This is a genomic window from Microbacterium sp. Root280D1 (assembly GCF_001428975.1).
Lineage (GTDB): Bacteria > Actinomycetota > Actinomycetes > Actinomycetales > Microbacteriaceae > Microbacterium.
On record NZ_LMJK01000001.1, the window covers coordinates 1,239,425 to 1,262,471 of the forward strand.

The window sequence follows — 23,047 nt, forward strand, 5'->3', positions numbered from 1 at the left end:
CGACTCGGCGAGGTCAGGAATTCACGCGGATGATCTCCTGCTGGTAGGGCGCGATCACGTCACCCGAGATGCGCAGGTCGAGCAGCAGGAACCGCCGCGTCGCAGCATCCTCCTGCGTCCATGTGGCGAGTCGATCGAGGTCTGCGAGCGTCTTCACGACGACGCCCTCCGCGCCCACCGCGGCACCGAACGCCGCGAAGTCGACCTCAGGGATGCGCATCGGGCCCTCGGCGAGCCCCTTGAGGCCGTAGAGGTTGACCTCGGCACCGTAGGCGGCGTCGTTCCAGATCACGGCGATGCCTCGACCCGCTGCCGCGCGCACGGCCGACTCGAGGTCGGCGATCGCCATGAGTCCGCCGCCGTCGCCCGACGTCAGTACGACGGTCGACTCGCGGCGGGCGAGGGCTGCGCCGACGACACTCGGCCAGCCCTGCCCGATCGACTGGAAGGCGGTGCCGACCATCATCATGCGGTCGGGGGCCTCGACCGGCCAGTACATGTTCGCCCAGCCGATGAAGTGGCCGCCGTCGGAGACGACGACGCGGTCGGAGGGCAGGAGCTCGGCGATGCGGCGCGCTGCGGAGCGGGGGTCGAGGCGTCCGTCGGGAGCGAGCTCGTCGCCCTCGTCGTACGCGCGTGCGGCCTCGACGTCGACCGTCTCGCGCCACGGCTGTGCGGGCACAGCGTCGGATGCCGGGTGCGACTCGCCGTGCTGGACAGTCGGAGTCTCGGTGCGGTGTGCCTCCGCTCCGAGGCCGTGCTCGGCAGAACCGCTCTCAGGGGCGGCGCCGGAGCCGAGCGAGCCGACCCGGGCGACGAGCTCCTCGGCCGCCACGCGAGCATCCGCACGCACGAAGCCGCCGACGTGCGGGTGCGTGGCTGCGGGCGCGATGTCGATCTGGAAGACCCTGGTGCCCGGTGCGAAGAGTTCGCCGAATCGCATCGTGAACTGGTTCAGGGAGGCGCCGAACACGACGGCGACATCGGCGGTGCGCACGAGTTGCATGGCGCCGTCGGCCCCGAATCCTCCCGTGACGCCGAGGTCGAACCGGGTGTCGGGGAAGACACCGCGCCCCAGCGCCGACGACGCCGTCAGAGCGCCGGTGAGGGTCGCCAGCTCGCCGAGCGCCGCACCGGCCCCCGCGAGCCAGGCGCCGCGACCCGCCAGCAGGAAGGGGCGCGATGCTCCGTGAAGCGCCTGGGCGATCTCGTCGAGCGTGCCCTCGGCGAACTCGCCGCGCGGCGCGGGCGGCGCGGGGATGCGCGGCAGCGGAGCCTCGGGCACCGGGCCGGCCTCGCGTGAGGCCACGTCGTAGGGGATCGCCAGCACGACGGGCACGCGGTAGGTCAGTGCGTGCTCGATCGCGATGACGGTGGTCGCTGCGGCATCCGCGTGCCCGACCGTATAGGTGCGGGCGCCGACCGCCGAGGCCAGGGCGATCTGGTCGACGTCCCATGGACGAGGACCGGACGTCGGCTCATCGCCCACCACCAGCACGAGGGGGACATGCGCCTGCACGGCCTCGGCGAGTGCTGTGAGGGTGTTCGTGAAACCGGCGCCGTAGGTCGAGGTGCCCGCGGCGATCCTGCCGGACGCGCGGAAGTGCGCATCGGCGGCGACCACTGCGCCCTGCTCATGACGGACGGCCGTGAAGACGGCATCCGTCTGGGTCTCGATCGCATCGAGGAAGTAGGCGTTGCCGTTGCCCATCACACCGAAGACGGCGTCGATGTGCTGGGCGAGAGTGAGTGCGACGTGCGCGGAGACGGAGGGCATGCGAAAGCCTTTCGAGACAGGGACGGAGAACGTTCGTATTCCGTATGTGTCTCGCCCCCGCGTCATCGTGGGGAGCTTCGTGCCTCTTTTTCAGGCACCGGCGTCGGAGAGCGCCGGACGCGTAAATCCTATCGCGCCCGTGCCGACGCGGCGCCGACTTGCGCGCGTAACACCGCCGAAACCGCGACACGGAAACATGCGGCCATGGAGTCACTGTTCGACGGATACACCTCGCGCCGGTCGCCGCAGCGAGCGGGGGCCGCGCCGTGGGACGAGATGTTCCCTGCCGATGCGCAGCCCGGTGGTGGGGGAGTGCGCCTGCCCTATCAGGACATGTATCCCGCGCTCGCGAGCATGGACGACGCCGAGCTGAGGTCACGGACCGACGCGCTCGCCAGCTCGTACCTCGCGCAGGGCGTGACGTTCGACTTCGCCGGGGAGGAGCGTCCGTTCCCGCTCGACGTGGTGCCTCGCGTGGTCGCCGCCGACGACTGGCGCTATGTCGAGTCAGGGGTGAAGCAGCGGGTGCGTGCGCTCGAGGCCTTCCTGGCCGACGTCTACGGCCGGCAACATGCGGTGCAGGACGGCGTGATCCCCTCGTCGCTGATCAGCTCCTCCGCGCACTTCCACCGTCAGGCGGCCGGCATCGTCGGAGCGAACGGCGTGCGCATCCATGTCGCGGGGATCGACGTCATCCGCGACGAGCTCGGAGCCTGGCGCGTGCTCGAGGACAACGTGCGCGTGCCGAGCGGCGTCAGCTACGTGCTCGCGAATCGCCGGGTGATGGCGCAGACGCTCCCCGAGCTGTTCACCAGCCTGCGCGTGCGTCCCGTCGTCGACTACCCCGGGCGGCTGCTCCAGGCGCTGCGTGCGGCGGCGCCGGACGGCGTCGATGATCCGACCGTCGTCGTGCTGACCCCCGGGGTGCACAACTCGGCGTACTACGAGCACACCCTGCTCGCTCGCATGATGGGCATCGAGCTCGTCGAAGGACGCGATCTCTTCTGCTCGGGCGGTCGGGTGTGGATGCACACGACCTCGGGGCCGACGCGGGTGGACGTGATCTACCGCAGGGTCGATGACGAGTTCCTCGACCCGCAGCAGTTCCGTCCGGACTCGGTGCTGGGCGCACCGGGGCTGATGCTCGCGGCGCGCCTCGGCACCGTGACGCTCGCGAACGCCGTCGGCAACGGCGTGGCCGACGACAAGCTCGTGTACACGTACGTCCCCGATCTGATCCGCTACTACCTGGGAGAGGAGCCGGTGATCCCGAACGTCGACACCTGGCGGCTCGAGGAGCCGGACGCGCTGGAGGAGGTGCTCGACAGGCTCGACGAGCTGGTGGTGAAGCCCGTCGACGGATCCGGCGGAAAGGGGCTGGTCGTCGGTCCCGACGCGTCGCGCGAGACGCTGGACGAGCTGCGTCGGTCGCTGCGGGCGGATCCCCGAGGCTGGATCGCCCAGCCGGTCGTGCAGCTCTCGACCATCCCGACGCTCGTGGAGGACGGATTCCGCCCGAGACACGTCGATCTGCGACCCTTCGCCGTGAATGACGGGCACGACATCTGGGTGCTGCCCGGCGGTCTCACGCGCGTCGCTCTGCCCGAGGGGCAGCTCGTCGTGAACTCGAGCCAGGGCGGAGGGTCGAAGGACACCTGGGTGCTGGATCCGTCGCTCTTCACCGGGCCGACGTCGACTCTGGACGGCGACCCGGACGCCGCCGCAGACGAGGTGTCGCTGGCGACCGGGGCGATCGCCGTGGTCGCTCCGGCGCGTGAGGAACCGCATCCGCCCTTCCTCTCGTCTCCGCAGGACGAGGACCTGGACCTGCGTCACCACCAGCAGCAACAGCAGCAACAGCAGCAGCAGCAGGGAGGCGCAGGATGCTGAGTCGCATCGCCGAGGCGCTGTTCTGGATCGGCCGCTACGTCGAGCGGGCCGACGGCACCGCCCGCATCCTCGATGTGCACCTGCAGCTGCTGCTCGAGGATCCGTGGGTGGAGGAGGACACCGCGTGTCGGGCGCTCCTGTCGGTGATGGGGACGACGGCGGATGCCGGCACCGTGCTGAGCCGGGACGACGTCGTGCGGCTGCTCGCGCTGGATCGTGAGCACTCCGCGTCGATCGCCCATTCGATCGCGGCGGCGCGGGAGAACGCTCGTCGAGCGCGCGAGATCATCTCGACGGACCTCTGGGAGACGCTGAACGAGTCGAACGCACGGATGCCGCGGCGGATCGCCTCGGACAAGACGCACCCGTTCTTCCGCTGGGTGCGTGATCGGTCGGCGCTGGCCTTCGGGGTCGTCGACTCCTCGACGAGCCGGGATGAGGCCTGGCACTTCTTCGTGCTCGGCCGCTCGATCGAGCGCGCGGACATGACGGCGCGGCTGCTGGCGACGCGGTCGCTGACCGACGCAGGGGGGCCGAGCTGGACGACGCTGCTGCGCAGCTGCGGGGCATACGAAGCCCATCTGCGCAGCCACCGGGCGGTGCCCACGGGAGCGTCCGCCGTGGAGTTCCTCCTGATCGACCGGCTGTTCCCCCGATCGGTGCTCTCGAGCATCCTCCAGGCCGAGGAGTGTCTGCGCGGTATCGATCCGGCGGGTGCGTTCGGCGTGCCCGATCGGGCGCATCGCGTCTTGGGACGCATGCGGTCGGAGCTCGAGTACCGACCGATCGGCGACACCGTGCATCGGCTGTCGGAGAGCATGGAGGAGGTCCAGGTGGGGATGTCGGTGGCGAGTGACGCGATCAGGGAGCGGTACTTCCCCTCGATCGCGATGCCGGTGTGGATCGGAGAGGCGCTGTGAGTCGGCTCAAGATCGTTCACCGCACCGGCTTCCGCTACGAGCAGCCGGCGACGGCGTCGTACAACGAGGCGCGGATGCTGCCGCACTCCCGGGACGGACAGTTCGTGCTGCAGGCGACGCTCGACATATCGCCGACCGCGACCCAGCACTCGTACACCGACTACTGGGACACCCGGGTCTCGACGTTCGAGCTGCTGACCCCGCATCAGATGCTCTCGGTCACCGCGACGAGCGTGGTGGATGTGAGGCCGCTGCCGACGGGAGAGGCGGACATCGACTGGGACGAACTGGCAGCCCGGATACCCCAATCGCTCGAACTCGCGGAATGCGTGGCACAGACGCCTGCCACCGCTCCCGATGAGGAGATGCGCGACCTCGCCCTGCACATCGAAGCGGAGGGTGGTGGCGTCGACGAGACGGCCCGGGAGATCTGCCGCACCGTCGGGGAGGCCATGGAGTATCGCAGCGGCGTCACCGGCGTGAGCTCGACCGCCCGCGACGCGTGGCCCACCCGGTCCGGCGTCTGCCAGGACATCGCTCATGTGGCGCTGGGCGTGCTGCGCGCCGCGGGGATCCCGGCGCGCTACGTGTCGGGGTACCTGCATCCCGATCCGACGGCGGCGATCGGACAGGCTGTGACGGGGGAGTCGCACGCCTGGGTCGAGTGGTACTCCGGCGAGTGGCGCGGATACGACCCCACCAACCTCGTCGACATCGGCGAATCGCACGTCTATGTCGGCCACGGTCGGGACTACGCCGATGTCGCACCGCTGCGCGGGGTGTACGCGGGACCCAGCGCCTCCGAGCTGTTCGTCTCGGTCGAGGTCACGCGCCTCGGCTGAGGCGACGGCGTGGCGGGAGTTCGAGTGGTGGTGCAGGAGAATGAGACGATGACGGATGCATCGATCGAGCGCGAGACGCTCACCTGGGACGGCTTCGGATCCGCGACGCGAGACCTCGCGCGCCGGATCCTGGACAGCGGCTTCATGCCCGAGGTGGTGGTGGCCATCGCGCGGGGCGGTCTGCTGCCTGCCGGTGCCATCGCCTACGGTCTCGGAGCGAAGAACTGCGGTGCGATCAACGTCGAGTTCTACACCGGCATCGGCACGGTGCTCGACGCGCCGGAGGTGCTGCCGCCCGAACTCGACATGGCGTATCTCGACGGTCGACGCGTGCTGCTGGTCGACGACGTCGCAGATTCGGGTCGCACGCTCGCCCTCGCCGTGCAGCTGCTGAAGGACAAGGGTGCCGACGTGCGCTCGGTCACGATCTACACCAAGCCGTCGACGATCATCCAGCCCGACTACGCCTGGAAGGACACCGACCTGTGGATCAACTTCCCCTGGTCGTTCCAGGGCACGGTGCGCGAAGAGGACCTCGGTCTCGCTCCGTCGGCCTGACGGGAATCACCCGCGCAGCAGCGCCCGCAGGGTCTGGATCGTGTCGGCGTCGGCAGGGTTCTTGTCGGGTCGATAGCCCTTGACTCTCGCGAACCTCAACGCGATGCCTCCGGGGTATCGCGGCGAGCGCTGCACGCCGTCGATCGCGATCTCGACCACGAACTCCGGTCTCAGGAACACCGCGCCCTGCGTGCGCCTCGTCTCGAGCGGCGGGAAGTTCTCCGTCTGCCAGCGCAGCAGCTCGTCGGTGAGCCCCTTGAACGTCTTGCCGACCATGACGAGACCGCCGGGCTCGCCGAACTCGCCGCTCGGGTCGAGTGCGCCGAGGTGCAGGTTCGACAGGAGCCCCTGGCGCCGACCCGACCCCCATTCGGCGGCGAGCACGACCAGGTCGTACGTGAGCACGGGCTTGACCTTGACCCAGGACTTGCCGCGGCGTCCCGCCGAATAGGGCGCATCGATCCCTTTGACGAGCACCCCCTCGTGGCCCGCGGCGAGAGCCTCGCGCGACAGCTGCTCGGCCGCTTCGGCGTCGTCGGTGACGATGCCCGGCATACGCCATTCGCCGACGACCCTCTCGAGTTCGGTCAGGCGGGTGGACAGGGGCTCGTCGAGCAGATCGCGTCCGTCGACGTGCAGGATGTCGAAGAACCACGGCCGCAGCACGAGCTCGCGCGAGACGTCTGCCCCGAACCGCGACATCGTCTGCTGGAACGGCCGAGGGCCGCCGTCTTCGTCGAGTGACAGCGTCTCACCGTCGAGGATCAGCTCGTGTGCGGGGAGCGCGCGCACGATCTCGACGATCTCCGGCACCCGGTGGGTGATGTCGGCGAGGCTGCGGGTGTAGACGCTCACATCGTCTCCCTGGCGATGCACCTGGATGCGCGCGCCATCGAGCTTGTACTCGACGGACGCGGTGCCGGTGATGTCGAGCGCGGCGGTCGGGGTGGCCGCGGTCGATGCGAGCATCGGCAGCACGGGGCGACCGACCACCAGCCCGACCGCATCGAGGTCGTCTTCCGTGCCGGTGAGTGCGAGCACGGCGGTCTCGCCCAGGTCGCCGGAGAGCATCGCTGCTCGTCGCACCGATGCCGCCGGGCGATCCGCGGCACGGGCGATGGCATCGAGCAGGACGCCGCCGAGCGCGCCCGTGCGCAGCTCGCCGAGCATGGCCCGCGACAGGAAGTCCCATTCGGGAGCCGTCGCTCGCGACGCGAGAGCCGAGAGGATCGCGGAACGCGCCGCGGCCGACCCCGACCCTGACGAGCCGGTCAAGGCCTCGAACGCGTCATCGACATCACGGATCGACAGCGAGGGCTCGGCAGCGTGCTGCACGTCGAGCGCCGCCACTCCGCGCCAGCCGACACCCAGCCGTCCCTGTCGCGGCGTCGCGAGCAGCAGCCCGACGAGGGCGGGCACGTCGGCAGCGTCAGCGCGTGCGAGCAGCCGGGACACGGCGTCGATCTTCGCCAGGCGCGATGCGGTGGCGGTGACCTCTTCGGCGGTGGAGACGAGCTCCGAGAGCAACATGCAGGCAGTCTCGCATCCGCATCCGACATCGGCGACGGCCTTGCGTTCGTCCGTCCTGCCGCAGTAAGCGGATGCGACTCAGCGGCCGCGGAACTCCGGCGTGCGCTTCTCCTGGAACGCCGCGAACCCCTCGCGGTAGTCGTCGGTGTCGCACAGGGCGGCCTGGGCGGCGTTCTCGAGATCGATCGACTCCCACAGCGCCAGGCGCTCGTCGCGGATCCTGGCGACCAGCTGCTTGCTCGCCAGGAAGGCGGCGGTGGCGCCACGCGCAGCGGTCGCCGCGGCATCCGTCGTCGCCTGCACGACCTCGTCGTCGGGCAGCACCCGGGAGAAGAGCCCCGCTGACACGGCCTCGGTGCCGCTCATCAGCCGACCGGTGTAGATGAGGTCGAGTGCCCGGTGCGCCCCGAGACGTTCGACGAAGAGGGCGTGGCCGCCGGAGTCGAGAGTGGCACCGAGCGCGGCGAACGGTGACCCGATCTTGGCCGACTCTGCGACGTACACGACGTCGGTGGCGATGAGGAGTCCGAGGCCGACGCCGAGACAGGCGCCGTGCGCCACCGCGAAGGTCGGGGCGGGGAACCGCGCCATCCGCTGCAGCAGCGGGGTCACGAGCCCGCCGAGATACCCGATCACGTCGTCGTCACGGGGGTCGACGCCCGAGATGTCGCGACCGGCGCAGAAGGCCCGGCCCTCGCCCCGCAGCACCAGCGCGCGCACTCCCGCGGCATCCGCCTCGTCGTAGGCGCGGCCGAGATCGCGGAGCGCCTGCTCGTCGAGTGAATTCCGCTTCGTCGGCGCATTCAGGACGACGGTGGCGACGTCGTCGGCGACGGTCAGATCGATCATCCGATGCTCCTCAGACGTCGTAGTCGACCACGATGCGGTCGCTCGTGGGGTGGGATTGGCAGGTGAGGACGTAGCCGCGCTCGAGCTCATCGGGCTCCAGCGCGTAGTTCTCCGTCATCGTCACGCTGCCCTCGATGACCCTCGCACGGCAGGTTCCGCAGACGCCGCCCGCACACGCGAACGGCGCATCGGGTCGCACCCGCAGAGCGGCATTGAGCACGGACTCGTGCGCGTCGACCGGACTCTCGACGGTCGACGAGACGCCGTCGAGATTCACCTCGATGCGGATCGTCTTCTCGCCCGCGCGCACCTCGACAGGGCGGGCGGCGCGCGCCGGCTCGTCACCCGTCGTGAAGAGCTCGAAGCGGATGTGCTCACGCGGCACACCGACGTCGGCGAGTACGTCTCGGCACAGGTCGACCAGTGAGAGCGGTCCGCACAGGAACCATTCGTCGACGTCGGTCGGATCGATGAGCGCCCCCAGGATGGTGCGCAGCTTCTCCTCGTCGATGCGTCCGGAGAGCACGGGGGCCGTGCGCTGCTCGCGGGACAGCACATGGTGCAGCGTCAGGCGCGTCGGGTAGCGATCCTTGAGGTCGGCGAGATCCTCGAGGAACATCACGTCGAGCGTCGAGCGGTTCGTGTAGAGCAGGGTGAAGCGGGAGGTGTCGGAGCGCGTCAGCACGGTGTGGGCGAGAGCCATCAGCGGCGTGATGCCGGAACCGGCCGCGATGCCCACGACGTGACGCTGATCGAGATCGTCGAGCCCGGAGGTGAACGTGCCCTGCGGACTCATCACGTCGATCTCGAACCCGGGGTGAAGGCCCGTCTGCGCCCAGGTCGAGAAGAGCCCGCCCTCGTCGCGCTTCACGGCGACACTGAGCCGGGTCGGGACACCGGCGGAGATCTGCTCTGCCGTGCGGTGCTCGGGTGCGCGGCACAGCGAGTACGACCGGCGCACCTCCGTGCCGTCGAGCGACGTGCGCAGGGCGACATACTGGCCGGGCAGGTGGTCGTAGTCGTCGGCGAGGTCGGCGGGAACCGAGAAGGTCACCTCGACCGAGTCGTCGGTCAGCGGCCGCACCTCCTCGACGGCGAGGGTGTGGAAGCGCGCGCGCTTCTTCGTCGGCGCGGCGGCTCGACGAGGCGACTGCGCGGGCGCGGGATCGGAGAGGGCGAACAGCGACATCAGTGCACCTTGAAGTGGTCGAAGGGTTCGAGGCAGGCGCGGCATTCGAACAGCGCCTTGCACGAGGTCGAACCGAAGCGCGAGACCTCGCGGGTGTCCAGCGAGCCGCACCGAGGGCACCGCACGCTGATCGCGAGGCGAATCGGGCCGGACGAGATCGCCGAGCGCCCGGTCGGAGGCGCGATGCCGTACTCGGCGAGCTTCTGCCTGCCGGCATCCGACATCCAGTCCGTCGTCCATGCGGGGGAGAGCACGAGCCGGACCTCGACCCGTGAGTATCCCGCGGCGGTCAGAGCGAGGATGACGTCGTCGCGGATCGTGTCCATCGCCGGGCACCCGCTGTAGGTGGGGGTGATGTCGACGCGCACCACGTCGCCGTCGACGGTGACCGCGCGCAGCACGCCGAGGTCCTCGATCGTCAGCACGGGCACCTCGGGGTCGGCCACGGCCGCGGCGATCCGCCACGCGGTCGACCGGGGCGCGGTCTGCAGCGTGCCGGTCACCATGATGCTCCCGGATGCCGTCGCGCCAGGACCTGCATCTCCGCGAGGACATGGCCGAACGGACTCGCGTGCGCTCCTCGCCGTCCTCCGGCCGAGGATGCCGCGACGGCGGGAAGCGTCAGCTCGGCCTCGGCGAAGACGGCGGCGACGACGGCGTCGAAGCCCGCTCGCAGCGTCGACGGACGCGCCGCGGCGTCCCCGAGGCGGTCGATCAGGGGCTCGTCGCGGAAGAGCTCGTCGGCATACGGCCAGACGTCGCCCAGCGCGCGGATCATCCGCCGCCGGGATTCGTCGGTGCCGCCGGCGAGCCGCAGCACCCATTGCACCGCGTGGTCTCGGTGGTAGTCGACCTCTTTGAGGGACTTCTCGGCGATCGCCGCGAGGGTCGGGTCGCTGCTCGCCCGCAGGGCCGAGTACAGCTCGAACATGTAGGTCGACACGACGAACTGGCGGGCGATGGTCTGCGCGAAGTCGCCGTTGGGCTGCTGGACGATCCAGGCGCAGCGGAACTCCGGCTCGTCGCGGAAGTACGCGAGATCGTCTTCGGAGCGTCCGTCGAAAGACCCCGCGAAGTGAAGGAACGAGCGGGCATGCCCGAGCAGGTCGAGCGCGATGTTGCCGAGGGCGACGTCCTCTTCGAGTTCGGGCGCGCGGGAGATCCACTCACCGAGCTGCTGCGACAGGATCAGCGCGTCGTCGCCGAGCCAGAGCGCGTACTCGGCGATGTCGGCGGATGCCGCCGCGGAGCCGGTTCCGGTGAGCTCGTCACCGAGCCGCAGCTCGTCGACCGAGACGTCCCCGTGCGGGTCGCCGTGGATATCACCCTGGATGTGGCTCACAGGTGCGGCACCCCCTCGGACGCCGTGTAGTACACGGCGTGCCGATAGTTCTTGCCGGCGGGGCTCTCGAAGTAGGCGCCCTTCGCGTCGGGGTCGCTGGTCGTGATCGCCTCGGCGGGCACCGCCCAGATCGACACGCCCTCGCCGCGTCGCGTGTAGAGATCCCGGGCGTTGCGGATGGCCATGTCGGCATCCGGGGCGTGCAGCGACCCGACGTGGACGTGGCTCAGGCCGCGGTTCGCGCGGACGAAGACCTCCCAGAGCGGCCAGGGCTCGCGGGCGTCGGCACCGGGCGTCGCCATCACGCCACCGCCTTCGTCTTCAGCGCCTGCTTGCGGGCGTACTCGGCCGCAGCCTCGCGCACCCACGCGCCGTCCTCATGGGCCGTGCGGCGGCGTTCGAGACGCTCGGCATTGCAGGGGCCGTTGCCGCGCAGCACCTCGAAGAACTCGTCCCAGTCGATCTCGCCGATCACGTACTGGCCGGTCTCGTCGTCGAAGCGCAGATCAGGGTCGGGCAGGGTCACGCCGAGGATCTCGGCCTGGGGCACGAGCATGCTGACGAAGCGCTGACGCAGCTCGTCGTTCGTGAAGCGCTTGATCTTCCACTTCATCGACTGCGCGGAGTTGGGGGACTGGTCGTCGGGCGGACCGAACATCGCCAGACTCGGCCAGTACCAGCGGTTCACGGCATCCTGCGCCATCTTCTTCTGCTCGTCGGTTCCCTGCATCAGCGACAGCAGGATCTCGAATCCCTGGCGCTGATGGAACGACTCCTCCTTGCAGACGCGCACCATCGCGCGGCCGTAGGGCCCGTAGGAGGCGCGGCACAGCGGCACCTGGTTGCAGATGGCGGCTCCGTCGACGAGCCACCCGATCGCCCCCATGTCGGCCCAGGTGGGTGTCGGATAGTTGAAGATCGACGAGTACTTGGCCTTGCCGCTGATGAGCTGATCCATCATCTCGTCGCGCGAGATGCCGAGCGTCTGTGCGGCGGAGTAGAGATAGAGTCCGTGCCCCGCCTCGTCCTGGACCTTGGCCATCAGGATCGCCTTGCGCTTGAGGCTCGGCGCCCGGGTGATCCAGTTGCCCTCCGGCTGCATGCCGATGATCTCGGAGTGCGCGTGCTGCGAGATCTGACGGATCAGCGTCTTGCGATAGGCATCGGGCATCCAGTCGCGAGGCTCGATGCGCTGCTCGTTCGCGATGAGCTCGTCGAACAGGCGCTCGTCGTCGGACAGCTCTCCGTCGACGAGGGAGAGATCTGCGGGGCTGGTCATCATCGACTCCTCGGTTTCCGATCCGCTTTACTGACCGGTCGTTAGGTAATTCTGACACGGAGGTCGTCGCGGCGCAAGGAAGACCCCCGATGCGGCGCTCGGCGAGATGCTCGGAGAGTTGCTCAGCGAGAGCGGGAGACGAGGTCGAGGAGGGCTCTGCCGTACGCCTCGGAGGGATCCGGATGCTCGAAACGTAGGGTCTCGCCGGCGATCTCGACCTCGACCACGAAGGTGTCGGAGAGGCGGCTCAGCGCCCGGAAGGTGCCGCGCAGCAGCTCACGCAGCTGATCCTCGCGGGGGAGCCACACCGCGTCCGCGAGGGTCACGGCGTCGAGCGCCCACTCCGTCGTGCCGTTGAAGGCGAGGTCCGTGCCGCTCGGGGTCTGGCGGGCCTCGATCGTCATCTCGCTGACCGTGAAGACATCGGCTTCGGCCTCGAGCTCGACATCGTTCGGAAGATCGAGCTGAAAGCGGTCGCCCTCGGCGGGATGCCACACGAGTCCGGCGTCGCGCAGGGATACGGCCAGTTCTCGGGTGATCATCGTCCCACGCTAGACGACGTCACCGAGGCTCGGCTCGAATCCGCCTGTGGATGGTGGCGCACCGGGTGTCGGAGGCATCGGGCAGAGTGGAGACATGACTTCTCCCGCCTCTGTCGACACCCGCACTGCTGCGCTCTCGGCTCTGCGCGAGCTGGTCGGCCGCCCGGACGCCGACTTCCACGACGGTCAGTACGAGGCGATCGAGGCTCTGGTCGAGGGGCGCCGCCGCGCGCTCGTCGTGCAGCGCACCGGGTGGGGCAAGTCGGCTGTGTACTTCGTCGCGACGCTGCTGCTGCGCCGCCAGGGGGCAGGGCCGACCGTCCTCGTCTCGCCGCTTCTCGCGCTGATGCGCGATCAGATCGCCGCGGCCGAGCGGGCAGGCGTTCGAGCGGTGGCGATCAACTCGACCAACGCGCACGAGTGGTCGGAGGTCATGGAGCAGCTCGACCGAGACGAGGTCGATGTGCTGCTCGTCTCTCCCGAACGACTCAACAATCCCGCGTTCCGCGAGCAGCAGCTGCCGGCGCTCGTTCGACGGATTGGCATGCTGGTGGTCGACGAGGCGCACTGCATCAGCGACTGGGGGCACGACTTCCGCCCCGACTACCGGCGACTGCGCGACCTCATCGAGCAGATGCCGCCCGAGGTGCCCGTGCTCGCGACGACGGCGACCGCGAACAGCAGGGTCGTGGCCGACGTCGCCGAGCAGCTCGGCACGGGAGGGGCGTCGGATGCCGCCGGCTCTGAGGTGCTCACGATCCGCGGCCCGCTCGCGCGCACCTCGCTGCGTCTCGGCGTCCTGCGTCTGCGCGACTCCGCCAGCCGGCTCGCGTGGCTGCTCAGTCATATCGACGACCTGCCCGGTTCAGGCATCATCTACACCCTGACGGTCGCGGCCGCGGTCGACACCGCCCGGCTGCTGCGCGATCACGGGCACGACGTGCGCGCGTACACCGGACAGACCGACACCGACGAGCGCACCGAGTCGGAAGGGATGCTGAAGCGCAACGAGGTCAAGGCCCTCGTCGCCACGAGCGCGCTCGGGATGGGCTTCGACAAGCCGGACCTCGGTTTCGTGCTGCACCTCGGCGCGCCGTCGTCGCCGGTCGCGTACTACCAGCAGGTCGGCCGTGCCGGTCGTGCGAGCGAGAGCGCCGACGTGCTCCTGCTGCCCGGCGTCGAAGACCGCGACATCTGGCACTACTTCGCGACCGCGTCGATGCCGGATCGGGAGCGCGCCGAGCGGGTGATCGCCGCCCTCGGCGATCAGCCCATCTCGACGCCCTCGCTCGAGGCGATGGTCGACATCCGGCGTACTCCGCTCGAACTGCTGCTCAAGGTTCTCGACGTCGACGGCGCGGTGCGCCGGGTGCAGGGCGGGTGGGTCGCGACGGGACAGCCGTGGCCCTACGACGCCGAGCGCTATGAGCGCATCGCGGCCGAGCGTCGCGCCGAGCAGCAGCACATGATCGACTACGAGCAGACCGACGGATGCCGCATGGAATTCCTCCAGCGCTCACTCGACGACGACACGGCTGCGCCCTGCGGGAGATGCGACAACTGCGCCGGCATCTGGTTCCCGAGCGAGATCGGCGAATCGGCGACGACGCAGGCCGCGGAATCGCTCGATCGCGTCGGTGTCCCGGTCGAGCCTCGTCGCGCCTGGCCGACCGGAGCCGACAAGCTCGACGTGCCGGTGAAGGGGCGCATCCCCGCGGGGGAGCAGGCCGGAGAAGGGCGCGCACTCGCCCGTCTCACCGACCTCGGCTGGGGCGGCACGCTGCGCGAGCTCTTCGCGGCGGGAGCCCCTGACGCGGTGGTGACGCCCCAGGTCCTCGGCGGCTGCGTGCGCGTGCTCGCCGACTGGGGGTGGACCGAGCGCCCCGTCGCGGTCGTCGCCATGCCGTCGCGATCGCATCCGCTGCTCGTCGACTCACTCGCCCGCGGGATCGCCGAGATCGGCCGCCTGCCGTATCTCGGTGCGCTCGACCTCGTGAACGGCGGGCCGACGGGCCAACCCGGTGGCAACAGCGTGTTCCGGCTGGCAGGTCTGTGGGACAGATTCAGCGCGCAGGGCCTCGACGTGCCGACCGGTCCCGTGCTGCTCGTCGACGATCTCGCCGACAGCCGCTGGACGCTCACGGTCGCCGCGCGCACGCTGCGCCAGGCGGGGGCGAGCGACGTGCTCCCGTTCGTGCTCGCGCTGCGCGGCTGACGGCGGGGACACCCGGCTCGAGCCCTACCGCAGGTCGTAGACCCGCTGGTATTTGCCCTCGCTCCGGGGCAGCGTGCCCGGCTCCTCGACCGTCACGTCGACGCTGGTGCCGATGTGCATCTTGATGCGGTGGGTGAGCACCGCAGCGGCGGCATCGCAGTCCTCGGCACTCAGCGACGGGTGTCGCTCGATGCGCACGGTCATCGTGTCGAGCTGCCCGACGTGGTGCAGCTCGAGCACGAAGTGCGGGGTGAGCGTCTCGATGCCCATCACCAGCTCCTCGATCTGGGTGGGGAAGAGGTTCACGCCGCGCAGGATGATCATGTCGTCGTTGCGGCCGGTGATCTTCTCCATGCGTCGAAGCGCCGGATAGGTGGTTCCCGGCAGCAGGCGCGTCAGATCGCGCGTGCGATACCGGATCACAGGAAAAGCCTCTTTGGTCAGCGACGTGAAGACGAGCTCGCCGAGCGCATCGTCCGGCAGCCGTTCCCCAGTCTCTCCGTCGATGATCTCGGGCAGGAAATGGTCCTCCCAGATGTGCGGGCCGTCTTTCGTGAGCACGCTCTCGCTCGCGACCCCCGGCCCCATCACCTCGCTGAGCCCGTAGATGTCGACGGCATCGATGTTCAGTCGCCGCTCGATCTCACGACGCATCTCGTTCGTCCACGGCTCGGCGCCGAGCACCGCGACGCGCAGCGACGTGGTCGTCGGATCGATGCCCGAGGCTTCCATCGCGTCAGCGATCGTGAGCAGATAACTCGGCGTGCAGAGGATGGCATCCGGTTCGAAATCCGTGATCAGCTGCACCTGCCGGACGGTCTGCCCTCCCGACACCGGGATCACGGTCGCTCCGAGACGCTCGATCCCGGCATGCGCGCCGAGTCCGCCGGTGAAGAGCCCGTAGCCGTAGGCGTTGTGCACCTTCATCCCCGCGCGGATGCCCGCGGCGTGCAGCGACCGCGCCACCAGGTCGCTCCACCGGTCGAGGTCTCCTTCGGTGTACCCGACGACGGTCGGCCGCCCCGTCGTGCCCGACGACGCGTGGACGCGTCGCACGTCGGTCATCGGCACGGCGAACATGCCGAACGGATAGCTCTCGCGCAGGTCGGCCTTGGTGGTGAACGGCAGACGCCGCACGTCGTCGAGGGTGCGCACGTCGTCGGGGTGCACGCCGTGCTCGTCGAACTTGCGGCGATAGGTCGGCACGTTCTCGTAGGCATGCCGGACGGTCCACTGCAGGCGCTGCAGCTGCAGCCGCGCCAGTCGTTCAGGCGAATGAAGCTCGGCCTCGGCACCGATCTCGGCATGTGTTGCGGTCATCGTCGACTCCTTCGTCGGGGACAGAGCAGTGAGCGTGCGTGCGCTCAGGCGGGGTGCGACCGGTTCGTCGTGAGCGAGCGGCCGCGGACCTCGGCGACGACATCGCCCGATTCGTCGGTCACCGTCACGTCGTACAGGCCGTTGCGTCCGCTGACGACACGGCGCACCGCGCGCGCTGTCAGTCGCTGGCCGGCGGTCGTGGATTTCAGGAACGTGATGTCGGCACCACCCGCGACCGTGACGCGATCGTCCTCGTTGCAGGCGATCGCGAAGGCGGTGTCGGCGAGGGTGAACACCAGTCCGCCATGCGTGATGGCGAACCCGTTCAGCATGTCGTCGCGCACGGTCATCGAGACGACGGCCTCTCCGGGGGCGTCCTCCTCGACGGTCATGCCGAGCATCTGCGATGCGGCATCGCGCTGCATCATCTCTCTCATGCGGCGACGACCTCGGGTGTCGGCTGCTTGTTCACCAGCGTGAGCACGTCGTAGGTGGCGACGAGCTCGTCGCTCTGATTGCGGATCACCGCGTCCCAGCGCACCTCTCCGTACTCGTCCGTCTCACGCGGCGTGATCTGCTTCGCGGTCAGCTCGACGCGGATCGTGTCGCCGGGGGAGACCGGCGTGATGAATCGCAGGTTCTCCAGACCGTAGTTCGCGAGCACGGGTCCGGGCTCCGGATCGACGAAGAGACCGGCGGCCCACGAGACGAGCAGGTAGCCGTGCGCGACCCGTCCGGGGAAGAACGGGTTCGCGGCGGCGGATGCCTCGTCCATGTGGGCGTAGAACGTGTCGCCCGTGAAGTGCGCGAACGTCTCGATGTCGGCGAGGGTCACCTCGCGCGAGCCGGAGACGATCTGGTCGCCGATGCGGAGTTCCGCGAGCGACTTGCGGAACGGATGCCGACCGTCGCTGCGCGCGGCCGCCCCCGCGTGCCAGACACCCGTCAAGGCAGTCAGCATCTCGGGTGAACCCTGCACTGCCGTGCGCTGCATGTGATGCAGCACCGCGCGGATGCCGCCGAGCTCCTCACCGCCGCCGGCTCGACCGGGGCCGCCGTGCACGAGGTTGGGCAGGGGCGATCCGTGCCCGGTCGACGATCGTGCATCGTCGCGGTCGAGCAGCAGCATCCGGCCGTTGAACGGTGCGATGCGCGTGGCGAGCTCCACGGCCTGCGCCGGGTCATGCGTGGCGATGCTGGTGACCAGCGAGCCGCCACCTCGGGCGACGAGCGCTGCGGCCTCGGCGATGGTGTCGTACGTGAGCAGCGACGACACGGGGCCGAAGGCCTCGATCGAGTGCGCCGCGTCGGACTGCGAGTCCTCGAAGCGCAGCAGCAGCGGCGACACGAAGGCTCCGTCGGGTGCGGTGCCGGTGCTGCCGTCTGCGCGGCGGACCTCGGGAGCATCCGTCGTCCCGACGACGACCTGCCCGCCCGCCGCCTGCAGGCGATCCACCTGGCGCAGCACCTCATCGCGCTGCCCCGTCGAGGCCAGAGGGCCCATGGTGACGCCCTCGGCGCGGGGGTCGCCCAGCACGGTCTTCTCGGCGAGGCGCGCCTGCACGGCGCCGATGATCGCGTCGGCCGAGCCCGCCGGCACGATCGCTCGCCGGATGGCCGTGCACTTCTGGCCGGCCTTGCTCGTCATCTCGGTGACGAGCTGGCGCACGTAGGCGTCGAACTCCGGGGTTCCCTCGATCGCGTCGGTGCCGAGCACCGAGGCGTTGATCGAGTCGGTCTCGGCGGTGAACCGCACACCGCCGGTCTGCACTGCGGCGTGGGCTTTGAGGCTCTCCGCGGTCGACGCGCTGCCGGTGAACCCGACGATGTCGCCGAGCCGCAGGTTCTCGAACAGGTCAGGCACGCTGCCGCTGACGAGCTGCAGCGATCCGTCGGGCAGCAGTCCCGATTCGACGAGGATGCGCACCATCGCCTCGGCGACGTAGCCCGTGGGCGTCGCGGGCTTCACGAGCGTCGGCATGCCGGCGAGGAACGCGGGTGCGAACTTCTCGAGCGAACCCCACACCGGGAAGTTGAACGCGTTGATCTGCACAGCGACCCCGGGGAGCGTCGTGTAGACATGACGACCCAGGAACGACCCGTCCTTCGACAGCGGCTCCACGGGGCCGTCGACATGCACGCGGCTGTTCGGCAGCTCGCGGCGACCCTTGCCCGAGTACGAGAAGAGCACGCCGATGCCGCCGTCGATGTCGACCCACGAGTCGGCCTTCGTGGCGCCGGTACGTGCGGACAGCGCATACAGCTCGTCCTTGCGCTCGGTGAGAGCGAGGGCGAACTGCTTCAGCAGCACGGCCCGCTGGTGGAACGTGAGCGCACCGAGGCTCTTCTGCCCGACGGAGCGGGCGTACTCCAGTGCCCCGGCCAGGTCGAGGCCCTCGGTCGACACGACGGCGACGACGTCGCCGGTGGACGCATCGCGAACCTCTGAGGATCGCGTCGGTGACGACGGCGTCCACCACTCGCCCTGGACGTAGCTCGGCAGATACTCGGTCATCTCTCCTCGTTCCATGCGTAGAACCCTTCGCCGCTCTTGCGGCCCAGCTTTCCCTCGGCGACCATGCGGCGCAGCAGTTCCGGTGCAGCGAATCGCTCGCCGAGCGTGCGCTCCAGCTCTTCGGCGATGCCGAGGCGCACATCGAGCCCGACGATGTCGGTGGTGCGCAGCGGACCCATCGGATGCCGATACCCGAGCGTCATCGCGGCATCGATGTCGGCGGCCGAGGCGACGCCCTCCTCGAGCATCCGGATCGCCTCGAGGCCCAGCATCACGCCCAGCCGCGACGAAGCGAAGCCCGGGGAGTCGCTGACGACGATCGGCGTCTTGCCGAGGGCGGCCACCCAGGCGGTGGCGCTCTCGACGACCGACCGGTCGGTCGCTGCGCCGCGCACGACCTCGACCAGGGCCGACGCGGGCACCGGATTGAAGAAGTGCAGGCCGAGGAATCGCTCCGGATGCCTGCGGCCCGCAGCGAGATCGTCGATCGAGATCGACGAGGTGTTGCTCGCCAGAACCGCCGACGGGGGCAGCACGGCGTCGGCCCGCGACAGTGCGTCCTCCTTGAGGGCCCGGTCTTCGGGAACCGCCTCGATCGCGAGGTCGACCGCGGCGAAGGCTCCGGGATCGACGCCGGTCGTGATGCGCCCGGTCAATTCGGTCTCGTCGAGAGAGGGGTCGCGGTCGACGGATCTGCGGATGCTGTCGCCGATGCGGGTCAGCGCCGCCTCGGCGCTCGCCGCATCGCGCTCGATCACGCTGACGTGAGATCCGGCGAGCAGGAACGCATGTGCGATGCCGGCTCCCATGCGGCCGCCTCCGAGCACGCCGACCCGATTCGGGGCGCTGCCGATGTCGCTCATCGTCTCTTCTCCAGGAAGTCGGTCATGCGGCGGATCTTCTCGGGCGACTCGAACAGCTCGGCCTGCAGTTCGACCTCGATCGCCGGGTGGCCTGCTCGCGGAGTGCGCAGGGCGCGTTTGGTGTGCTGCGTCGCGAGGGGATCGTTCGCCGCGATGCGATCGACGATCCGGTGTGCGGCCGCGAGCAGCTCGGCGGCCGGATGGAGCGACGACACGAGTCCCCACCTCAACGCCTCCTCGGCATCCAGAGCTCGGCCGGTGAGGAGCAGCTCGCTCGCCCTCGCGTCTCCGACGATCTCGGGCAGGCGCCAGGTCGCGCCGGCTGCGGCGATGATGCCGAGCCCGGTCTCGGGGTTGCCGATGCGGAGGGACGGCGTCGCGATGCGGATGTCGGCGGCGTAAGCGAGTTCGGCTCCGCCCCCGAGCGCGTATCCGTCGAGTGCGGCGATCACCGGCATCGGGAGATCGTGGACGCGGATGAATGCGGTCGCATTGATGGCGCGCCGGGCGTCGTCGGCGGTGCGATCGCGCAGCTGGGCGATGTCGGCGCCCGCCGCGAAGACGCCGTCGGTGCCGGTGATGATCAGCGTGCGCGGCGTCCGCTCGAGCAGCGCGCAGAGGTCGTGCAGCGCGTCGATCGTCGCCTGGTCGATGGCGTTGCGCTTCTCGGGCCGGTCGAGCGTGGCGATCACCCGGTCTCGATGCTCCTCGATGCGCAGAGTCATGTCAGACGCTCCACGATCATCGCGGTGCCCTGACCCACGCCGACGCACATCGTGGCCAGACCGAAGCGCGCGTTCTCGCGCTCGAGTCGGCCGAGCAGTGTGACGATGAGTCGGGATCCGCTGGAGCCGAGGGGATGGCCGAGTGCGATGGCTCCGCCGTCGGCGTTGACGATCGACGGGTCGAGTCCGAGGCGGCGGATGCAGGCGAGGGACTGCGAGGCGAAGGCCTCGTTGAGCTCGACGGCACCGAGGTCGCCGACCTGCAGGCCCGCCTTCGCGAGTGCCTTCTGTGTTGCCGGCACGGGACCCAGGCCCATGATCTCGGGAGCGAGCGCGGCGGTCGCCGAGGCGACGATCCGTGCGCGCGGACGAAGGCCATGTCGCTCGACCGCTTCGGCGCTCGCCACGATGATCGCCGAGGCTCCGTCGTTCAAGGAACTGGAGTTGCCCGCCGTGACGACCTGGCCGCCTGCGACGACCGGACGGAGTGCGGCCAGCGCGTCGAGCGTGCTGTCCCTGCGCGGGCCTTCGTCGGTGTCGACGAGTCCGCGGCCCGTCTCGACGCCCACGATCTCGGGGGCGAGGCGTCCCCCGTCGATCGCCGAGATGGCGCGCTGATGGCTCAGAAGCGCGAAGGCGTCGGCATCCGCTCTGGTGATCCCGTCGATGCGTGCGACCTCTTCGGCGGTCTCGGGCATCGAGAACGTGGCCTTGTCGCGGGCGCTCAGCCGCGGGTTCGTGAAGCGCCAGCCGATCGACGTGTCGAAGGCCGCGCCGGGCTTGGCCCATGCCCGCTCGGGCTTCGCCTGCACCCAGGGCGCGCGTGTCATGGACTCGACGCCACCGGCGACGATGAGGTCGGCGTCCCCTGCGCGTACGGCGTTCGCGGCGAGTGCGATGGCTGACATCCCCGAGGCGCAGAGGCGGTTGACGGTCAATCCGGGGATCGAATCGGGGAGGTCCGCGAGCAGCACGGCCATCCGTGCGACGTTGCGGTTGTCCTCGCCCGCCTGATTCGCGGCGCCGAGGATCACCTCGTCGATGTCGTCCGCGGGGATGGCGGCTCGCGAGACTGTGGCGGCGACGACGAGGGCCGCCAGATCGTCCGGACGGATGCCGGCGAGTGCGCCTCCGTAGCGACCGACGGGGGTGCGGACCCCGTCGACGAGATAGGCCTCGGACATCATCATCCTCTCGAACGCCCACGCTGGCGATAATTTCAGACCGATCGGTCAGGAATACGATCTCAGATCCTTCCGCGAATGGCAACTCATCCGGACTGACAGACTGGGCCCATGGCAGAGCCCCGAATCCAGGCGCCGGCCCCCAAGCGCGGCCGGCCAGGTTATGACCGCGAGCAGGTGCTCGCGGTCGCCGTCAAGGTCTTCAACGAGCACGGCTACGACGCGACGAGCGTGGCCGACCTCAGCGCGACGCTGGGGCTGACGAAGTCGGCGCTCTACCATCACTTCGAGTCGAAGTCGGCGATCCTCGAGCTCGCGCTGAACGATGCGCTCGATGCGCTCGAGGCCGTCGTCGATGACGCGACCGCGCAGCACTCGCTGGCCTCCGACCGGCTGCGGGCGATCATCCGCGGCGCGGTGCGGGTGCTCACCGAGAAGCTCCCCTCGGTGACGCTGCTGCTGCGCGTGCGGGGGAACGGCGATGTCGAGACCTCCGCGCTGGTGCGCAGACGTGCGTTCGACCAGCGCGTGACCGCGATCGTGTCGGAAGCGCAGACCGAGGGGCTGATCCGTGACGACGTCGATGCGGCGGTCGCCACCAGGCTCATCTTCGGAATGATCAACTCGGTCGTCGAGTGGTATCGACCCGGGGGTCCCGTCGATCCCGACGAGCTGGGGGAGGACATCCTGCGGGTGAGCCTCGACGGGCTGCAGTCCCGCTGAGCGGGCTCAGTCGTCGGCCGGCGCCACGCGGGGAGGCCAGCTGGTCGCTCCGAGCTCGCGGGAGATGTTGCGCGCCGTCTCGCGCAGCGCGTTGAGCACCGCGTCCGAGGCGGGCGCCTGCGATGTGGGCATCACGACGGCGACCGCGGCGACGATGTCGTTCGACGCGTCGGCGACCGGCGCGGCGACGGACGACTCTCCGAGCACGGCCTCATCGGTCTCCGAGGCGCTGCCCCGCTCGGCGATGGCCGGCAGGTCGAGCAGCAGTCGGGCGACGTCGGTGATCGTGTCCCCGGTGAGGCTGTGCAGCGGCCGCTCGAAGACGGTGCGCTGGAAGCCGAGGTCGTGCGCCAGCAGGACCTTTCCCATCGCGGAGGCATGCGCGGGGATCGCCACGCCGGTCTCGAGCATCTGCTGGCTGTCGTCCGGACGCAGGTCGTGGTGGATCACGAGCACCTCGTGGAAGTGCGGCGCCCCGAGGCGCACCGGCAGGTTCGTGCGGCGTGCGAGCTCCTGCGTCCACCGCATGGCTCTGGCCCGGACGTCGAGGGTGTCGAGGTAGACGTTGCTCAGCCGCAGCAGGGTGGGACCGAGCATGTAGCGCTGCCCGCCGCGCTCCTTCGCGACGAGTCCGTGCTCGCGCAGGGACTTGACGATCCCGTGCACGGTCGACGGGGGAAGGCTCAGGGCGAGCGCGAGATCGGTGATGCCGAGATGGCGCGCACCCTGCAGCAGCTCGAGCACTTTCGCTGCGCGATCGATGGCTTGGATCATCGCGGCTCCT

At 69.8% G+C, this 23,047-nt stretch carries 22 protein-coding genes; 6 read left to right on the top strand and 16 right to left on the bottom strand.

The window, feature by feature from the left end:
* Positions 1-13 precede the first annotated feature (13 nt).
* Positions 14-1,777 (bottom strand): thiamine pyrophosphate-binding protein, encoded by a 1,764-nt coding sequence (locus tag ASE34_RS05940; RefSeq protein ID WP_056277445.1) that lies wholly within the window; start codon positions 1,775-1,777, stop codon positions 14-16.
* 204 nt (positions 1,778-1,981) lie between these two features.
* On the opposite strand from ASE34_RS05940, the gene ASE34_RS05945 reads away from it, so the two are divergent.
* From ASE34_RS05945 to ASE34_RS05960, 4 genes are read left to right on the top strand one after another with little or no spacing between them, the layout of a single operon-like run.
* Positions 1,982-3,667, top strand: a complete 1,686-nt coding sequence (locus tag ASE34_RS05945) for a circularly permuted type 2 ATP-grasp protein (RefSeq protein ID WP_056277447.1) — start codon at positions 1,982-1,984, stop codon at positions 3,665-3,667.
* On the top strand, positions 3,661-4,587 hold the full coding sequence (locus ASE34_RS05950) for an alpha-E domain-containing protein (RefSeq protein WP_056277450.1): 927 nt from the start codon (positions 3,661-3,663) through the stop codon (positions 4,585-4,587). The genes ASE34_RS05945 and ASE34_RS05950 overlap by 7 nt, the downstream gene beginning before the upstream one ends.
* Positions 4,584-5,429 carry a transglutaminase family protein gene (locus tag ASE34_RS05955; protein WP_056277452.1) on the top strand — a complete coding sequence of 282 codons (846 nt, stop codon included), beginning with the start codon at positions 4,584-4,586 and terminating at the stop codon, positions 5,427-5,429. The genes ASE34_RS05950 and ASE34_RS05955 overlap by 4 nt, the downstream gene beginning before the upstream one ends.
* A gap of 48 nt (positions 5,430-5,477) precedes the next feature.
* Positions 5,478-5,987 carry a phosphoribosyltransferase gene (locus tag ASE34_RS05960; protein ID WP_053099026.1) on the top strand — a complete coding sequence of 170 codons (510 nt, stop codon included), beginning with the start codon at positions 5,478-5,480 and terminating at the stop codon, positions 5,985-5,987.
* 6 nt (positions 5,988-5,993) lie between these two features.
* Here ASE34_RS05960 and ASE34_RS05965 read toward each other — a convergent pair whose 3' ends face one another.
* The 8 genes from ASE34_RS05965 to ASE34_RS06000 form a co-directional block, all read right to left on the bottom strand.
* A complete protein-coding gene (locus ASE34_RS05965; protein ID WP_056277455.1) occupies positions 5,994-7,517 on the bottom strand; it encodes an ATP-dependent DNA ligase in 1,524 nt (507 codons plus the stop codon).
* A gap of 78 nt (positions 7,518-7,595) precedes the next feature.
* Positions 7,596-8,366, bottom strand: coding sequence for an enoyl-CoA hydratase/isomerase family protein (locus tag ASE34_RS05970; protein ID WP_056277458.1), 771 nt, complete (start codon positions 8,364-8,366; stop codon positions 7,596-7,598).
* A 10-nt stretch (positions 8,367-8,376) separates the two neighbouring features.
* A complete protein-coding gene (gene paaE / locus ASE34_RS05975; protein ID WP_056277462.1) occupies positions 8,377-9,555 on the bottom strand; it encodes a 1,2-phenylacetyl-CoA epoxidase subunit PaaE in 1,179 nt (392 codons plus the stop codon).
* Complete coding sequence (gene paaD / locus ASE34_RS05980) at positions 9,555-10,061, bottom strand: 1,2-phenylacetyl-CoA epoxidase subunit PaaD (protein ID WP_056277465.1); 507 nt, start codon at positions 10,059-10,061, stop codon at positions 9,555-9,557. Before paaD ends, paaE begins: the two co-directional genes overlap by 1 nt.
* Complete coding sequence (gene paaC, locus ASE34_RS05985) at positions 10,055-10,897, bottom strand: 1,2-phenylacetyl-CoA epoxidase subunit PaaC (RefSeq protein ID WP_056277468.1); 843 nt, start codon at positions 10,895-10,897, stop codon at positions 10,055-10,057. Before paaC ends, paaD begins: the two co-directional genes overlap by 7 nt.
* Positions 10,894-11,199 carry a 1,2-phenylacetyl-CoA epoxidase subunit PaaB gene (gene paaB / locus ASE34_RS05990; protein ID WP_056277472.1) on the bottom strand — a complete coding sequence of 102 codons (306 nt, stop codon included), beginning with the start codon at positions 11,197-11,199 and terminating at the stop codon, positions 10,894-10,896. Before paaB ends, paaC begins: the two co-directional genes overlap by 4 nt.
* A complete protein-coding gene (gene paaA, locus ASE34_RS05995) occupies positions 11,199-12,176 on the bottom strand; it encodes a 1,2-phenylacetyl-CoA epoxidase subunit PaaA (protein ID WP_056277764.1) in 978 nt (325 codons plus the stop codon). The genes paaB and paaA overlap by 1 nt, the downstream gene beginning before the upstream one ends.
* Before the next feature lie 122 nt (positions 12,177-12,298).
* Positions 12,299-12,718, bottom strand: a complete 420-nt coding sequence (locus ASE34_RS06000) for a hypothetical protein (RefSeq protein ID WP_053095430.1) — start codon at positions 12,716-12,718, stop codon at positions 12,299-12,301.
* 94 nt (positions 12,719-12,812) lie between these two features.
* On the opposite strand from ASE34_RS06000, the gene ASE34_RS06005 reads away from it, so the two are divergent.
* Positions 12,813-14,933, top strand: coding sequence for a RecQ family ATP-dependent DNA helicase (locus tag ASE34_RS06005; RefSeq protein WP_056277475.1), 2,121 nt, complete (start codon positions 12,813-12,815; stop codon positions 14,931-14,933).
* A gap of 24 nt (positions 14,934-14,957) precedes the next feature.
* Here ASE34_RS06005 and paaK read toward each other — a convergent pair whose 3' ends face one another.
* From paaK to ASE34_RS06035, 6 genes are read right to left on the bottom strand one after another with little or no spacing between them, the layout of a single operon-like run.
* The gene (gene paaK / locus ASE34_RS06010; RefSeq protein ID WP_056277479.1) at positions 14,958-16,253 is read right to left on the bottom strand and encodes a phenylacetate--CoA ligase PaaK; all 1,296 of its coding nucleotides are present in this window, start codon (positions 16,251-16,253) and stop codon (positions 14,958-14,960) included.
* A 44-nt stretch (positions 16,254-16,297) separates the two neighbouring features.
* The gene (paaI, locus tag ASE34_RS06015; RefSeq protein WP_053095433.1) at positions 16,298-16,690 is read right to left on the bottom strand and encodes a hydroxyphenylacetyl-CoA thioesterase PaaI; all 393 of its coding nucleotides are present in this window, start codon (positions 16,688-16,690) and stop codon (positions 16,298-16,300) included.
* Positions 16,687-18,768, bottom strand: coding sequence for a phenylacetic acid degradation bifunctional protein PaaZ (gene paaZ, locus ASE34_RS06020; protein WP_082586516.1), 2,082 nt, complete (start codon positions 18,766-18,768; stop codon positions 16,687-16,689). The genes paaI and paaZ overlap by 4 nt, the downstream gene beginning before the upstream one ends.
* Positions 18,765-19,631 carry a 3-hydroxyacyl-CoA dehydrogenase family protein gene (locus ASE34_RS06025; protein WP_056277487.1) on the bottom strand — a complete coding sequence of 289 codons (867 nt, stop codon included), beginning with the start codon at positions 19,629-19,631 and terminating at the stop codon, positions 18,765-18,767. The genes paaZ and ASE34_RS06025 overlap by 4 nt, the downstream gene beginning before the upstream one ends.
* Positions 19,628-20,356 carry an enoyl-CoA hydratase/isomerase family protein gene (locus ASE34_RS06030; RefSeq protein ID WP_056277488.1) on the bottom strand — a complete coding sequence of 243 codons (729 nt, stop codon included), beginning with the start codon at positions 20,354-20,356 and terminating at the stop codon, positions 19,628-19,630. The genes ASE34_RS06025 and ASE34_RS06030 overlap by 4 nt, the downstream gene beginning before the upstream one ends.
* Positions 20,353-21,540, bottom strand: coding sequence for a thiolase family protein (locus tag ASE34_RS06035; RefSeq protein WP_082586539.1), 1,188 nt, complete (start codon positions 21,538-21,540; stop codon positions 20,353-20,355). The genes ASE34_RS06030 and ASE34_RS06035 overlap by 4 nt, the downstream gene beginning before the upstream one ends.
* Positions 21,541-21,651: 111 nt before the next feature.
* Between ASE34_RS06035 and ASE34_RS06040 the strand changes: the two genes are divergently transcribed.
* Positions 21,652-22,263 carry a TetR/AcrR family transcriptional regulator gene (locus ASE34_RS06040; protein WP_056277496.1) on the top strand — a complete coding sequence of 204 codons (612 nt, stop codon included), beginning with the start codon at positions 21,652-21,654 and terminating at the stop codon, positions 22,261-22,263.
* A gap of 6 nt (positions 22,264-22,269) precedes the next feature.
* Here the strand turns inward: ASE34_RS06040 and ASE34_RS06045 are convergent, their stop codons facing one another.
* Positions 22,270-23,037, bottom strand: coding sequence for an IclR family transcriptional regulator (locus ASE34_RS06045; protein WP_053099028.1), 768 nt, complete (start codon positions 23,035-23,037; stop codon positions 22,270-22,272).
* Positions 23,038-23,047 lie beyond the last annotated feature (10 nt).